Here is a 15,297-nt window from a genome sequence, read left to right as displayed (position 1 = left end):
CTGCCAAGTGACCGCTTGAGCATTGGTGGAGTGATCATGGTGGTGATCATGACCATCACCACAATCGCCGAAAATGTGGAGTCGTCCACTACGGCGTGTCCATCGGGCGTTTCCAGCGCCCGGCCAACTCCGGCAAAGATTAGACCGACTTCGCCACGAGGGATCATGCCCAGTCCCACTGCCTGTCTGTTGATGCCCGGTTCCCGAACACCCCAGCCGCAAACAAGCTTTCCGATGATCGCCACGACCGTGAGTCCCGCAGCCAAGATCCAGGTATCGGCTCCGCGGAACATCGACAGATCGACCGCGATTCCGGTGGCCACAAAGAAAATAGGAACCAGCAGTGCGGTGAGCGGCGCCAAAGCGTCTTCCAGACTGCGGTTTTTCCATTTTTCACCAGCTTCCTGGTAGTGAGCTCCTTCCAGAATAAGTCCGGCCGCGAATGCTCCAATGATGGTCGCCAGATCGGCCAGATGATTGGCAGCCCAGGAAAACAGAAAACAAATCGTGAGTGCTGTGGTGACGAGCAGCCCGTGACCTCTCAGAAAACTGGCAGCCTTAAACATCATCCGCGGCACCTGAAGTGCACCCAAAATCAGGGCGGTGGCCAGAAAAGCCACAGACAGCCCGATAATTCGAAACAAACTCATTACATCGAAATGATCGCCTTCGTGAATCACCCCGGACACAACTGCCAGAACGACCAGACCCAGAATGTCGTCGATGACAGCGGCCCCCAAAATGATGCCGGACTCACGTGTTTTACTCCTGCCAATGTCTCTAAGAACTCGGGCGGTGATCCCCACGCTGGTGGCACACAGGGTGGCCCCCAAAAACGCGGGCACCTGCCAGTCCGACGGCCCTTCACTGACCAGCAGATATCCAACTCCAACACCGAGCGTCATCGGGGCGATCACACCAATGATGGCCACCAGCAGTGATGAAACACCGACGGACGCCATTTCTTTGACGCGAGATTCCAGACCGACTTCGAACAGCAGCAGAACCACACCGATTCGTGACAGCATGTCCAGCATATTTCCGGTCATGGCGTGGGCGTCGTCCGGATTCGGTTTAAAAAACTCAAAGAATCCGGACCCGGTCATCAGCTGCCAGTTGCCCAGCAGGATTCCGACAGATAATTCTCCCAGCACAGCCGGCATCCCCAGGCGTTCAAACACATCTCCGGAGATTTTGGCCATCAGCAGGATGATGGAGATCGCCAGCAGAACTTCGGCGACCGGATCTTTGTGACCGGCAGCATGTCCTGCGCTGCTGCCGTCCACTGCACCGGAATCAGACAACTCCGAACGCTGCGTCTGTCCGGCATCAGTCGACTGACTCGCCTCTGCTGTCGCTGCGGACAGAGGAACCTGCCAAAACAGCTGCCCCGGGTGCAGAACCCAGCAACACAGCGTCACCCCACACACACTCGCCACCAGTCTCCAGGACAGGGCTCGGGGCGGACGCGGCTGCAAATTGGGAATCATAGAAGTCGCCACACAAACGCTCCTGCAACGCACACTTCATTTCACTGGTGGATGCCGACTTTGTCTGGTGTAACGACCGCAGCGGGTTGTGGCAATCAGCACATGGAACCTCATACCAAATACGCAGTTTCGACAGTGGCGGTTCTCTCATCACAGAGAAATCTGGACACCCTTGATCGAATTCAATCAGGGTGATCCGGCCTCACAGAAAAACGCAGCGACCTCCGATATTCCAAAACCGTTATGTCCGACCCCGACGACTGTCGGCCGGTTTCGATGTGAGGGACACGGCGAACACTATCCCCGTTTTTCCGCGTCATACTGCCGACGACAGCGGATTGAGTGATTATAGACGGTTACCGGGCATGGTGGATTCGTGCCTGATCGGGACGGAGCACAATCAGAAACCGACCCTGCCTGACCAGGCGAAAGCCTGGCTCTGCCAGTTCCCGGTTCAGAATCCGAATACAGTCGTCAGTCGTATACCGCATTCGATCACGTCGAGCGAACCGCCCCGGCGGCACCTTATCCATCACCAGACTTAGCCTGGAAGATTCAGCAAGATCTCCCAAAACACGGTTCCAGCGTGCGTCGTAGTAATTCAGCCGCAGTCCGGCCCGATTTTCGGCCGCTTTGATGTCCTGTTCAGACGGCGCAAACACCTGCTGATACGATGAGGATTCCCCCTCAGAGGCATCCACCACCACAGAATGACTGAGTATCCATCCCGTCGCCGCCGCAGTCCCTGCCAGCACAACGGCCAGAAAGCCATGATGTCTCACAACGGAGATCCTCATGCCTGAACAACTGACTACCCCCCCAATCGGCGCCTTGTATTCACAGAAAGCCGCAAATTCCCAATTCGCCGGCGACTCAATGATCCCCCGAGGCAGGGGGATCCGGAACGATCCAGACGGCTTGTCTGGGTCAGGATATACCGATTATTCCGGTTTATCGGTTCGAATCGATTGTACGAATGAAGCTTGTTGTGTCGGATTTAACAGTAAAATCAGCGATTCACTGATACGACAGGACAGGTGAGCACGCCGGAGCTCCGTTAAACTTTACCCGATCTGCCTAACCGGAATTCCGGCTGATCATCAAAGACATTCATAGGCAGCATCCTGCTGGTGATGTACCAATCTGCGAGAGTTGCCGATCTGGTGAATCGCTGCCATTAGCCGACATGACATCTGTCCGGAGTCATTTTTGTGTTTCAGTTCCTGCGAACTCTGCTGACCGGAAATCGGTCGTCCATTGCTGAAAGCACCAGTGCCATCGCTCAGTTTCAGCGCTTTGAGCATGACCTGCAGCAGGATTTTTTCGCACTGGCATCGCAGTCGGGAAAACCCAGGGGCTTGCGGTGGATCTCCTGTGACTGGCTGCAGGAACTGATGATCGTGGCGGATTCGAAAACTCAGCGGATCAGTGCTTTCGCTTCAGTGAATCTCGGATTCGAAGCCATCGAAGGCGGCGACATGGAAGACGTCGCAGCCGTCAGTACCATTCGTGACGGCAGTGCCGTTTTTCATTTTCAGGACAGCGACTGGGGAAGTGCCGGTCGAGTGATCTTTAATATGCACCCTGGGCAGGCGGCCACCCACCTGATTCCCGATGCTGAAACATTGTTTCACCGACGTGCCGACTGACAGCGGATTTCGGTTTTTTGTCGACTCCGACATCCCTCCGACACTGTCGGGACTTTCGTATTCGCAGGTAATCTCAACAGACTGAAAGGGTCAGTGGAATTTTTCCAGCTGAAAACACAATCGATGCCCGGCAAGGAAACATTAACACCAACTCAACGTGTTGCCCTGATCACCGGAAGTGGAGCAGACCGGGTGGGAAATCGAATTGCCCGCATGCTGGTCGACGACGGGTTCGAAATCGCCCTTCACTATCACTCTTCAAAGGAATCCGCCGAATCAACCGTCTCAGAAATCTGTGATCAGGGCGGGACTGCTCAATGCTTTGCTGCCGATGTCACCTCCGAGACCGATGTGGACCGACTGATCGCAGACGTGATCGATCGCTTCGGTCGACTGGATCTCCTGGTGAATACCGCATCGCAGTGGAGCAAACAGCCAATCGAAGAAGTCACCGCTGCCGATGTTCTTTCAGCCTTCAAAGTTGACGGACTGGGCACGTTTCTGTGTGCCCGGCGAGCCGGCCTGCTGATGGCCCGGCAGGCACAGGGGGGCTGCATTGTGAACATCGGCGATGCTTCGATGTACCAACCGCGAACCGGCGAACCGGCCTATTACCTGGCGAAGGCAACGATTCCCACTCTGACACGAATGCTGGCAGTGGAAATGGCCGCCCTGAACCCGGCCGTACGAGTCAACGCAGTCCTGGCGGGATCCGTGATGGCACCCAATTCGTTCAGCAAATCGCAACGTCAGCAGAGACAAACGGAATCATTGACGCAGATGGTTGACCATCCGGCATCACTTGCCAACGCCATACGCTATCTGGCAGAAAGCCCTGCCGTGACGGGGACCTGCCTGACCATCGATGGCGGACGCGGAATCAGATACGCCGGAAATGAAAACTGAATTTCCGCACGTCAGCTGCACCGATGTTTTAGCTGCGCGGGTATTGAGGTACCAGGTGAGGTTCCGCGGTTCTGATATTGGGTTACCTGTCGAACATGGCCGGCCGCAGCACAACAGGACGATTTTTCAAATCGTCACGGGATAACAATACCTGCGTTGACTGAGATCGTGGACAATCATCGAAAAGCTGTAATTGACCGCAACCAATGAGTCCGAGCATTCATCGGATCAGCAGTCAGCAACCGAACATTGGTAATCCACAAAACAGCGGGATTCGCGAATTGTGCCCGGTACAAAGATGCTTCTGAATCACCCGACAATCCCAAAATTACAGATAGGGTCGCTGACACTTGACCTGCCGGTGGTCCAGGCGGCGCTCAGTGGATACAGCGACTGGCCAATGAGAGCGACGGCGAGGTCACTGGGTGCCCCGTACACGATTTGTGAGGTCATGCTGGACCACTTCGTTGCGTCTTTGCGCGACAGGGCACGGACACGTCGATTCCTGATGCTCACAGATGCAGACCATCCGGCTGGTGCCCAGTTGATGGGAGCCGATCCGGTTGAGTTCCCGCCAGCCGCACGCCGACTGGTCAAAGCCGGCTTTGACGTGATCGATATCAATTTCGGTTGTCCGGTTAAGAAAGTGTTGGGGCGATGTCGAGGTGGATTTCATCTGGGGCAGCCTGAAATTGCCCTGGAAATTCTGCAGCGTGTGCGGGATACCGTGCCCGACCACATCCCGGTCACCCTCAAAATGCGTCGTGGTATCGATGACAGCGACAGTAGTCGCGACAAATTTTTTGAGATTCTGGAAGGAGCATTTTCCGGCGGAATCGCGGCCGTGACGGTCCACGGAAGAACGGTTCAACAGCGTTACGTGGGTCCGAGCAACTGGGAATTCTTAAAAGAAATCTGCAGCACATGGCCGGACCGCACGATTCTTGGCAGTGGTGATCTGTTTTGTGCGGAGGACTGCGTTCGCATGATTCATGAAACAGGCGTTCATGGCGTTACGGCCGCTCGCGGATCAATTGGAAATCCGTGGATCTTTGGACAATGTCGCGAACTGCTGTCCGGCCGACCGCTGCCACCACCACCGTCGGTGCATGACCAGCGGGACGCGCTGCTTCAGCACTTTGATTTTACCGACCGTGTCTACCCGTCCGGGAAGGCCTATCGTCAGATGAGGAAATTCGGTTTGCGATATGCCGACTGGCATCCTCACGGCGGACGTGTCCGAGCCGACTTCATCAAGGTTGGATCCAACGAATCCTGGCTGGAAGTTCTGGACAAGTGGTACCGCGCAGATCAACCCGGGCAATATCCGGAAAACCCCGGCCGCCCCAAACCTCCGGCCGGTTAACGCATTGAGCCCCCAGGAACCCGCCAGGCGATGGAGTCATCGATCGAATCCTGAACGCTTCAACTCCGGCTGCCGCACCGTTTCGAAATCCAACAGTCTGTCGGTCCCTGCGCTGCTGATTCTCTCGCTGTCTTTATGTTTCCGGTTCTGTGGGCATTAGCGAAGACCGGACAATGAAAATTCTTTAGGCCGCATGCGGGTCTTCGGTTTGCTGATTCTTATGGCGCGTGGCATAATGGAACCAGAAGGTTATTGCTGTTTTGAGTTCCACTTTCTACAGTGGCTGCCGCGCGTAGTGAGAGGTCAGGCTCTCCGTTCAAACGTGGCATCTGCAAAACGCTTCGTGGAACGAATCCGTCAACACGCCACACGTCTCCGTAGCTCAATTGGATAGAGCGTCGGCCTCCGAAGCCGAAGGTTGCAGGTTCGAGCCCTGCCGGGGATAGTTGGTTTTTTTCTACTGAAGTGAGCCTGGCAAAAAATTTGCCGCTGGCCTTACCGAACCTGTACCCGATCCGCCCCAGAGCAAGTGCTGATTTTTCCAACTGGTTCTGCTCGTTTTGGTGTTGGTACTGGAGCGAAACCTTTTCGGTTTTGTGACCGAGATAACCACCTCACAAGGTGATGGCACAAAAAAAGCCGCGACCAAAATGGTAGCGGCTATCAGAGACGAGAGTTGATTCAGATTCTCAATCGTCATCGGCAGCAGCGAAAACACTTTCACAGTTATCACAGTGTTCAACAGATATGAAGACAACGGGCAAATGCATCGGGATCTACCTTCTGGCGATGTTCACGATTGCCTTTCTCATGCCGATCGTGTCGCCAACCGATGTGCCCCCGCCAGGAGCGGATCCCCTGCCGGCAAGGGAGGTGGCTGGACAGATCCTCGCGATCTATGGTGTTCCTCTTGTCATCGTTCTCTTCTACCTCAAACGGACCCGAAGCAAGAGGACAGAGTCGTGATCTGGGTAGTCCAGACACACCGAGTTGAACAAGCCCCATCCACGGGACGTCGTGAACTCCGCCCGTGATGGGCACGATAGACATCATCAAGGATGTCACGAGTCAGGTGGCAATCCTCACACTCAGGACAGACGACATCGGTCTGTTCATAGAAGGTGTGATCGTAGTGGGCAAATTGAAGAAGAAGATCAAACACGACGAACCGCCTTTTGTGTCACCAGTTTTGAAGTCCGTTGATTGGTACAACGGAGAAGCTGGACAAAAGGATCAAAGCGAATCAGATGGTGTACCCGCTAAACCACTCCTGAAGGTCACCTGTAGCTCTACGGCACTTGGCGGAACAACAGTCGATGGTAAGTTATTCCTCTGCTATCGGCGGGATTTGGCAGTCAGGCGAGATGGATTTTTTTCGGTCGTGTCGGCCTCCTGAGCCGAAGGTTGCAGGTTCGAATCCTGCCGGGGATCCCTTGCAGTGAAACGACTTAGGTCGTTTCCATCTGAGAATTGGAGAACGGGTTCTCGAATTTGTTCTTCATTTCTTCCTTTTCCTGGGCTGCGTTCGCCAGTGTGGAGAACACCTCTTCCGTGCGGTCCGGGACTCTGCGGTCAACGTAGACCTGCGCAGTGCTCAGAAAACCGAAGACAGGCAGTCTCGATCGGTAAGTCCAGCTCCGGCGTTTCCGGTTCCGTCACCCCATCCAGCAACGCCTTAATGTCTCCCTGAAGCTCCGTTGGTTCGGGAAAGGGACTGTTCTCAGTGGCTTCCTGGTCAGGCCCAGGAAGCCGCCGGAAGCATTTCGTCATCCCTGCTTCGAAGACTACGCCGTCGGTGCTCATGACATCGGTAAGTAAACCAACTCGCTGCGTTTGCACGGAAGTCCTGTATCGTTCAACAATTCCGCCAGGCAGCACCTCTTCAATTACCCGTTCTGTGCTGTTTCTCCGCTTGTTGAAACCGGTCTTTCAAATGGCCAATTCGCTTCTTGGCTCTCATGGCAGGCCGAGGAAGTTGCTTTGCAACAATCCCGGCACCTGTTCGGTCTCTATGCAGGTATTGATTCTTAAGGTCAATAGTGAGCTTGTCCGCTTCGTTCATCAGAGACACAAGAAAGACGATCTCGTGCGTGAATACAACCACTTTTCGCGGGTGTGCCTCCAGGGCTAAGCGCCGAGCGGTCGAAAGTCGTGCTCAGTTCGCCCACGGCAGACCGGAATTTCTGCCGTCACCGCATGGGCACAAACCGAGCGGTTAGGAAACACGACTGACCGTCGCCGCGCCAGGGTCGAAGCTTCACCAAAGCCGGTCGACAGGCTGACGCAGTTGTTTGGCGAGTTAACAGATGAGCCGGATGCGAAGGCGGTTAACGCTAAGGACACCTGAACCACGTCTTTCATCTAGTCTATTTCCATCGGAATACATCGCTTTGCACGACGCTGTGAATGAGCGAACGCAGCCCGAATCGTGGTTGCTCCTTTGCTGCACTTCGCACGATCGCCTCGATCGCCGGCCGGTCGATCGGCGTTGCTGGTTCGCCGGTGGCGTAGGTCAGCAGATGGCGAACAACTCCTCGCGCAAGTTGTTCCGGATTCCTGGCCAGTATCGCTCGCAGTTCGCGCACGTCGGCGAAGTCTTTTCCATCCGGCGTTGTACCCGTGCAATCGACCGGCAAACCGTCGATGCCTTTTCCGTCATCAATGATGCGATAGTGTTTACGGTAGTTGCCCATCACGTCGAAGCTCTCCAGAGCGAATCCGTAAGGGTCGAATCTTGCATGGCAGGCTTTGCAGCTTGAATCCTGACGGTGGAGTTCCAACTGCTCGCGGAGTGTCCGCGCGCCGCGCGTGTCGGGATCGGCCGGTTCGACAGTTGGCGGTGGCGGTGGAATGGAGATACCGAGCAATCGATCCGACAGCCAGACGCCGCGTTTGACTGGCGACGTCAACGTGCCATTGGCAGTCACCTTCATCGTCGCTGCCTGCGTCCAGATGCCACCGTACGGTGAATGCGCCGGCAGCTTTGCTGAACGAATGCGAAAACCGTGGATGTCAGGAATGCCGTAGACTTCCGCCAGTCTCGTGTTGACCATGGCCCAGTCTGGTGCGACGAAATCTCGCACGCTGCGGTCTTCATCGAGCATCCGGCGGAAGCTGGCCTGCGTTTCCAGCATGCTGGAAATTTTCAGTTCGTCGTCGTACTCCGGATACAGATCTTTGTCCGGGGTGGTGTTGTCGATTCCCCACAGGCCCAGCCATTGATCGAGGAAGCTTTCCACAAATCGATCGGACTTTGGGTCTTTCAACAAACGCTCGGTCTGGCTGCGGAGCACGTTGGGATCGTTCAGTTTGCCCTGCCGCGCCACCGCAAGGAGTTCCGCATCCGGAGTTGAGTTCCAAAGGAAATATGAAAGACGCGAGGCCAAAGCAAAATCGTTCAACCGGCCGGCTTCTTCCATCACGCAAAGGAAATCCGGTGCGGTCATGAGAGCGGAAACCTGGGTGATCAACACATCTCTCAACGGCGCCCCGTCGTCAGCCGCTTTCATGAAACTGCCAACGTAGCTGTTGAGTTCTTCGTTACTCAAATCACGGCGAAAAAGTCGGCCGCCGATCCGCGCGAACATCCTGCGAATCATCGCTTCGACCTCTTCACGCGGTAACTTCGATGTCTTCAACGTCTTTCGCAAACGAAACACGTCTTGCCGGTCTTCCGGCATTTTTCCGAACAGCAAATCCTGGCCAGCCAACGTTTCTTCCAATTCGACCACATCGACCCACTGCAGCGCGAGGCCGGAGCCCGTTCCTTTTTCCGAAGCCAGTGTGTTCTTCGGTACAGGAACTCCCAGCCCCAAAGGAATGAGCCGCAGGCTTGCCTGACCGATGTCGCTGTCGCGCCCGGTGCCCAGATAAAGGTCCGTTTCTGTGACTGAAGGCTTGCCTGGCGGGATGTCGATCACTTTGAGCAACTTGAGAATCTGCGGGTACGCCGTGGTGTGGCCAGCGTAAATCCCCACGGGCAACGGCTTGTCGGTCTGGTATCCGTAGGCATGAATCTGCAGCCGATGCCAACCAGGTTTGCGTGTGTGGACACCGCCGCCGCCAGGACTGCCGTCGGGTTTGGCTCGTCTCAGGTTTCCGGAATGAGTATCGGTGTTGAACGAAACAACCCAGTTGTTGGGCAACTCCAGCAAGTGGCCCGGCGATTGCCAACTCGTGTCGGCCCAGAGGCGGATCGCATGCCTGTCGCGCGGAAGCTCGAAAAGACGTTCGATAGTGGCTTCCGCCAGTTGCAGTTGGCCTTTGATGGCCGCCGGCGAGAAGGGCAGTGCCTTGCTCACTTTGTCATACCCATCCACTCTCCCGTCGGCGGGAAGGATGCGCACGACTGGCGGACGAATCCCGAAAATATCCTGCACAGTGTTGGCGTACTCGTTGCGTGAAAGACGGCGGAACCTGCTGCGGCCTTCCCTGCGTTGCCCGGCGACGAGCAGCCGTGTCAGATCACCGCGAATCCATTTCAAAAGAGCCTGTTTGTCGGACTGCTTCAGCGGATCAGCATCTACGGGCGGCATCGAACCCGACTCGACACGCTCCAGCACGTTGAACCAGCGGTGGTAGTGGGTGTGGAGCTCATTCAGATCCGCAGCGCCGGAGAGATTGAGATTCGCTTTCGGCTGCGTCCCGCTGTGACACTCCGTGCAGTAAGTCTTCAGAATTGGCAATACGCGCTGCTCGAAAATGTTTGCAGCATCGTCGCCGCGGGTGGACCCACAGATCAGATAAAGGACGAATAAGGAAAGCAATAACTGTCGCATGGCGGCCTTAGTGTCTTGCAAGTAAACGAAATGGCTAACTCAGCCCGTTGATCGTTCCGACACCCGAACCAAATTTGTCCGTCTGAGCACCGAACTTCTGCAGCATACTGACGAACAACCTGCACAGCGGCGTGTTGTTTTTCACATCACCCGCAATATGCCCGCCGTGTTTCCACCCGCCGCCGGCAAGCAGGATCGGCAGATTTGTCGTTCCGTGGCCGCTCGCGTCGCCCAGATTGCTGCCGATCAGAACCTGCGTCGAATCGAGTAAACTTCGGCCCGCTTCCTTCGTATCGCGAAGCGAAATGAGAAAATCGCGGAACGCTTCCATTTTCAGCTTTTCGATGACCTTGAGCTGTTTGATTTTCTCGGGATTACGACCGTGATGACTGAGCCCGTGGTGGCCTTCGGAAACACCTGGAATCGGCGGCTTCTCATCCATGCCTCGAATGAACAGGCTCACGACGCGGGTCATATCCGTCTGTACAGCCAGCTTCATCAGATTCATCATCACTCGCGCACGGCCGATGCTGTTGCTGCGATCGGCGAACGGGCTTGGATAATTCTCATTCGGATGCGGTTCGTTCACTTGCGGCCTGGGACGATGAATCCACTTCTCTTCGGCGACAAGTTGTTTTTCAAGCCCGCGAACCGCTTCGGCGTAGTCAGCGATTTGCTGTTGATCAAGATGACTCACCGACCGGCTCAACCGGGTGAGCCGGTCCTTCATGCGATCAAGGATACTACGCCCGCGGCGAATGCGATCGAGTTCGCTGGCAATCTGAGCTTTGCTGCCCGCAACAAACATCCTGGCGAAGACCATCGAAGGTCTGTCCCAGGCCGGAATGCCCGCGCCTGTTTCGGTATAAGAAAGCGGGCTTCCATTGATAGTCCCCAACGACATGAATGGAAAACGAGTCGCTCCGCCTCCGAGTTTGGCCGCGAAGACATCCATAGATATCGTATTACGAAAACCAGGCCGAGTCGGACGTTTGGCACTGGTCAGAAAACACGACTCCGAAGCGTGGTCACCGCCGATGTCCGGATGGGAGATACCGGAGAACACAGTAAAATCCCTGCGCAGATCGCCAAGCACTTCAAGATATTCGCTCGTCGTGTAATCCCTGCCTGCCTGTTCCGGAAAGAACGACGGCCCATAAAGTCCAAAGCTCGTGCAGATATTGACGATCCGTTTAGGCGGCGCGGAATCCGCTGCGGCAGCCAGACTTTCAAGCCACGGCAGCGCCAACACAGTGGAGCCGGCCTTCAACACCTGCCTGCGATTAATCTGTGAATTCATCAGTTTTCTCCCTGCAGGATTCTCGTATCACATTTTAACAGCAGTTGTACTTTGAAGCACCTTCGTCGTCCGTGCTGCAGAATAAAGACGAGGGTTCTAACAAACATCCTGCCCGTGTTTCGTTAATACCATGTCGCTGTCACTTACGATCTACGCCTTGATAGTCGGCGGAACAGCATGATTAAAATACCTGTTTGGCTTAGCCTGGTCACGCCCGCTCTGCTTAAGCCTGCCGAACCTGTTGACATCGGATCGCGGCGGCCATCATCCGAATTCGAAAGCTTATAAAACGAGCAGAAATTCCGGGAAGACGCTCAGCGTGGCTGAGAGCATTGGAGTACGGATAGCCTGACAAGCGTTCTCCACTTTGGTTCCAAATGGAGCCTGTGCAACACCGACCCGCATCCCACTGAATACGACAAGGAATTAAGGAAAACTATTGGACCAGCGTTGCTGACGACGTTGTTAACCAGGTGTTGTGAGTATACGGGCAGGTGTTGTTGAGTTCTCCGGAGCCGATGTTTGCAGGTTCGAATCCTGCCGGGCATATTGTTCTTCTTTACCGTGTTCAACGGATCGCAGTACGTGTTCGCAGGCGTCCGAACAACAAGCCTGTTTTTCCGATGGACTCCGACCACTGCCGGATCGGTAAGCTCATTTGTGGTTTCGCGAAGCTGGTTTCATCCACAGACGGTGTGAGGCAGATACTGCCGACACAGCTCTGCCCATGTCGAAATCTGCAGCGCCGACGCGTATTGATCTCGGGTCACAGGCCGGCCGCTGGTTCGCCACAATTGAGATTTGAAATGGTCAAGTGCAGAGAGGACTGTGCCGATTCAGTAAAAGAGTCAATCTATGAGGATTTTAAGGCATTGAAAGTGAAAGGAGCTGTCTGTGTGCGCTCAGCTCCTCACCAGACTCCTCGCAGTGGTTCTGTGCCTGCTGGCCACATGGAGCCTGGCATTCGCTCAGGACCCCGTGGAGGATGTACCGGCAGTGAAACGTTCAGGCGTCGCAAGGATGAGCAGTCCTGATGCCGCTCCCGAGCAATTTTTCACTGAACCGCTGATTCGGCTCTCAGAACAGCCGGACCAGGACTCCGACTTGCTGTCGGTCACCGAAGAAATTTTCTCACAGCCGGTTAGTCTGCAGCAGGAGGTACCAGCACCTAAGACGGCATTGGTTGTCCCTGATCCGGGCAGCTGGTCCTTTAATTTTCAGGACGCTCCGTGGCGGCTGGTCATCCGTAATCTGGCAAAGCAATTCGGCTATTCGGTGAACTTTGTACAGTTGCCTGACACGGTGTTCACGTATTTCGACGACAATCTGTACACAGCCCGCGAAGCCCTGGACGTCCTGAACGACCATCTGCTGACCGAGGGCTTCATCATTGTCCGTAATGAAAAGAACCTGACTGTTATTAATACTACGAATCAGGTTCCGGACAATCTTGTCCCGTTCGTCACGATTCAGGATCTGTGGAGTCTTGGTCGCAACGAAGTGGCGTCGGTGGCCTTTCCGGTACGTAGTGCAAATCCAACAGTCGCTGTTCAGGAAGTTACGGAACTGCTGAGTCCGCTTGGCAAGGTTCAGTCACTTTCCGAGTCAAGACGCATCATTGTGACCGATACGGGCGTCTATCTCCGTCGACTGCGTGACCTGCTGCTGGAGCGGGGAATCGGTGCCAGTCTGGTGGAATCGATGGTTTACCCGCTGAGCCACGCGTCCGCAGAAGAGGTAGCAGAATCCATCAACGATTTTCTCTCCGGGCAAACGAACGAAGCAGGGCGCCGAGGCAGAGCAAGTTCTGTAGTTGCAAGTGTGAATCAGGTGGTGGCAGAACCAACGACGAACAGCCTGCTGATTCGAGGTACCCCCGAAGAAATCGATGCCGTATCAGCTTTGGTCCAGAAACTGGATCGTGGACCGCGAGAAGTCCTGGTACAGGCCGTTCTTGTGGAGGTTCAGCTGGGTAACGTTCATGAATTTGGTATCGAGCTGGGATTTCAGGACTCGGTTCTGTTCAACCGCAGTGTCATCGACAATCTGGTCACCATCACAGAAACCGAACAGAACACCGCGGTACTTGCGTCAACAAACCAAACGATTGTCTCTCAAACATCGGCCCCTGGTTTTAATTTCAACAACCGGGCGACTGGGAACAATACCTCTGTCGATCCGGGAAAAGTTGGAAAGCAGGGCCTGTCCAGTTTTGGAGTCGGCCGGGTAAACGGAGACCTGGGATTCGGTGGTTTGGTTCTTTCGGCCGGTTCGGAATCCGTCAGCGTTCTTCTGCGTGCCCTGGACGCCAACTTCGACATCAACATTCTGAGTCGTCCCCAGATCCGCACCGTGGAAAATCACGAAGCGTTGATTCAGATCGGTCAACAGGTTCCGGTGGTGGACGGGGTTTCAGTGACAGCCGTGGGAAGTGCAAATCCTGTGATTCGTCAGGAACAGGCAGGCATCATTATGCGTGTGGTACCTCGGATCAGTCCGGACGGCCGCATCACTGTTGACGTCAACGCGGAAAAGAGTCAGTTCAATCTGACACCCGGCACAGGTGTCCCCATCTTCACAGACGCAACCACCGGCAATGTCATCGAAGCACCGGTGAAGGACATTACCACTGCCGACACAACCGTCAGTGTATTATCGGGTCAGACGATCGTGCTGGGCGGTATGATTACGGAACAGAATACGACCGTAAATCGCAAGGTTCCGTGGCTGGGAGACCTTCCAGTGGTGGGACGAGCCTTTCGATACGATTTGCACGAAACCGGCAGAACCGAACTTCTGGTTCTGCTGACCCCGGTGCGGGTGCAGGACGCGCACCAGCAGGAACGTCTGCATCAGCAGGAGCTGTCCCGCATTCGGCTGCCGCCGTCTACGTACGGGTTCCCGGATAATGTCTATGGCACCGAAGAGTACCGAAGGCGTCTGGAATTATCGTCACAGCAGTCTCGTACTGACCCGGGTTTGCCGCCGGGACGGCAGACCTACACGGCAACGCAATACGTAGAACGGAATCCATCATCCGGGGTCTTTCAGAACCCGGCTTCTGTCGAACCGACTTTTGCAGGGTCGAGTGTACAGACACCAGTCCCGGTGGGACACGTCCGGAATGCCGCGGCATGGTCAGCCTCCGGCCGGTTGAATCCCGGAAACATCCGGCCGGCCGGCTACCGTGTCCCGCAAATCAGGCAATCCGATCCACCCGACGTACCGGTGACACCACAAAGCTGGCAGCAACGCAGCAACTACCGCGGGCACTTTCCCGGTCAGCTGCCGCGTTCCCCGTGAGTTGCTGTTCTGTTCGTGATCGGTCATGCGTCTTCAGACTCCGGATCTGCATACGGCACACACCTACCGTACCTGATCCGTGATCTGTCACTCTGCGCACCGCCTGACATTCTGCGGGTCGGATACGGCTGCATCTAACCGTCACTCTGTGACTGCTGCGTAACAATTGATGCTACCGGACAACGGCACTGGCCGACTGCCGTGTTCGCTGTTTTACATGCAACCGTTGAACCCGGTCGCAGAAGAGTCACTTTCGTTCCGCATCCGGCTATGCACCTGGAACGTGACGGCACAACGCGGCAGGATCGGTGCGATTAATGGAGAGTTTCTTCCCTGCAGAAACTCCTGGCGTTCTAACAAGGTAAGTGTGGTGACGGCTAACCAAATCGTAAAGAATGGTCGTACGGGTCTTAATCCTGAAACTGCGATGGAATGATTCTGCTGCAAATCCCGTCCTGTGAACTATTGGTAGCGAGTCGCACTGTACTGTATGGAGAGGTTCGGT

9 protein-coding genes and 2 tRNA genes are annotated in these 15,297 nt (G+C 55.3%); 7 read left to right on the top strand and 4 right to left on the bottom strand.

Annotation, left to right across the window (positions count from 1 at the left end):
• Both MK110_18550 and MK110_18545 read right to left on the bottom strand, forming a co-directional pair.
• Window positions 1-1,502 (bottom strand): cation:proton antiporter (locus MK110_18550; GenBank protein MCH2213304.1); only part of this gene is annotated, 1,502 nt, incomplete at its 3' end.
• Window positions 1,503-1,846: 344 nt separating this feature from the next.
• Window positions 1,847-2,272 (bottom strand): hypothetical protein, encoded by a 426-nt coding sequence (locus tag MK110_18545; GenBank protein ID MCH2213303.1) that lies wholly within the window; start codon window positions 2,270-2,272, stop codon window positions 1,847-1,849.
• 429 nt (window positions 2,273-2,701) lie between these two features.
• On the opposite strand from MK110_18545, the gene MK110_18540 reads away from it, so the two are divergent.
• From MK110_18540 to MK110_18515, 6 genes are all read left to right on the top strand, one after another.
• Window positions 2,702-3,139, top strand: a complete 438-nt coding sequence (locus tag MK110_18540) for a hypothetical protein (protein MCH2213302.1) — start codon at window positions 2,702-2,704, stop codon at window positions 3,137-3,139.
• Between the two features lie 123 nt (window positions 3,140-3,262).
• Complete coding sequence (locus MK110_18535; protein MCH2213301.1) at window positions 3,263-4,045, top strand: SDR family oxidoreductase; 783 nt, start codon at window positions 3,263-3,265, stop codon at window positions 4,043-4,045.
• Window positions 4,046-4,343: 298 nt separating this feature from the next.
• Window positions 4,344-5,411, top strand: coding sequence for a tRNA-dihydrouridine synthase family protein (locus MK110_18530; GenBank protein MCH2213300.1), 1,068 nt, complete (start codon window positions 4,344-4,346; stop codon window positions 5,409-5,411).
• A 371-nt stretch (window positions 5,412-5,782) separates the two neighbouring features.
• Window positions 5,783-5,856 (top strand) — tRNA-Arg (locus MK110_18525).
• A gap of 302 nt (window positions 5,857-6,158) precedes the next feature.
• Window positions 6,159-6,377 (top strand): hypothetical protein, encoded by a 219-nt coding sequence (locus tag MK110_18520; GenBank protein MCH2213299.1) that lies wholly within the window; start codon window positions 6,159-6,161, stop codon window positions 6,375-6,377.
• A gap of 371 nt (window positions 6,378-6,748) precedes the next feature.
• Window positions 6,749-6,842 (top strand) — tRNA-Arg (locus tag MK110_18515).
• Between the two features lie 935 nt (window positions 6,843-7,777).
• Here the strand turns inward: MK110_18515 and MK110_18510 are convergent.
• Together MK110_18510 and MK110_18505 are read right to left on the bottom strand one after the other, a co-directional pair.
• Complete coding sequence (locus MK110_18510) at window positions 7,778-10,189, bottom strand: DUF1592 domain-containing protein (GenBank protein MCH2213298.1); 2,412 nt, start codon at window positions 10,187-10,189, stop codon at window positions 7,778-7,780.
• Between the two features lie 34 nt (window positions 10,190-10,223).
• Entirely contained in the window at window positions 10,224-11,489 is a 1,266-nt protein-coding gene (locus tag MK110_18505) for a DUF1552 domain-containing protein (protein MCH2213297.1), read from the bottom strand.
• Between the two features lie 894 nt (window positions 11,490-12,383).
• Here MK110_18505 and MK110_18500 point away from each other — a divergent pair.
• On the top strand, window positions 12,384-14,792 hold the full coding sequence (locus MK110_18500) for a hypothetical protein (GenBank protein ID MCH2213296.1): 2,409 nt from the start codon (window positions 12,384-12,386) through the stop codon (window positions 14,790-14,792).
• Window positions 14,793-15,297: the final 505 nt, after the last annotated feature.

This window comes from Fuerstiella sp. (assembly GCA_022447225.1).
Taxonomy (GTDB): Bacteria; Planctomycetota; Planctomycetia; order Planctomycetales; family Planctomycetaceae; genus S139-18.
This window is presented reverse-complemented; position numbering and strand designations above follow the sequence as displayed.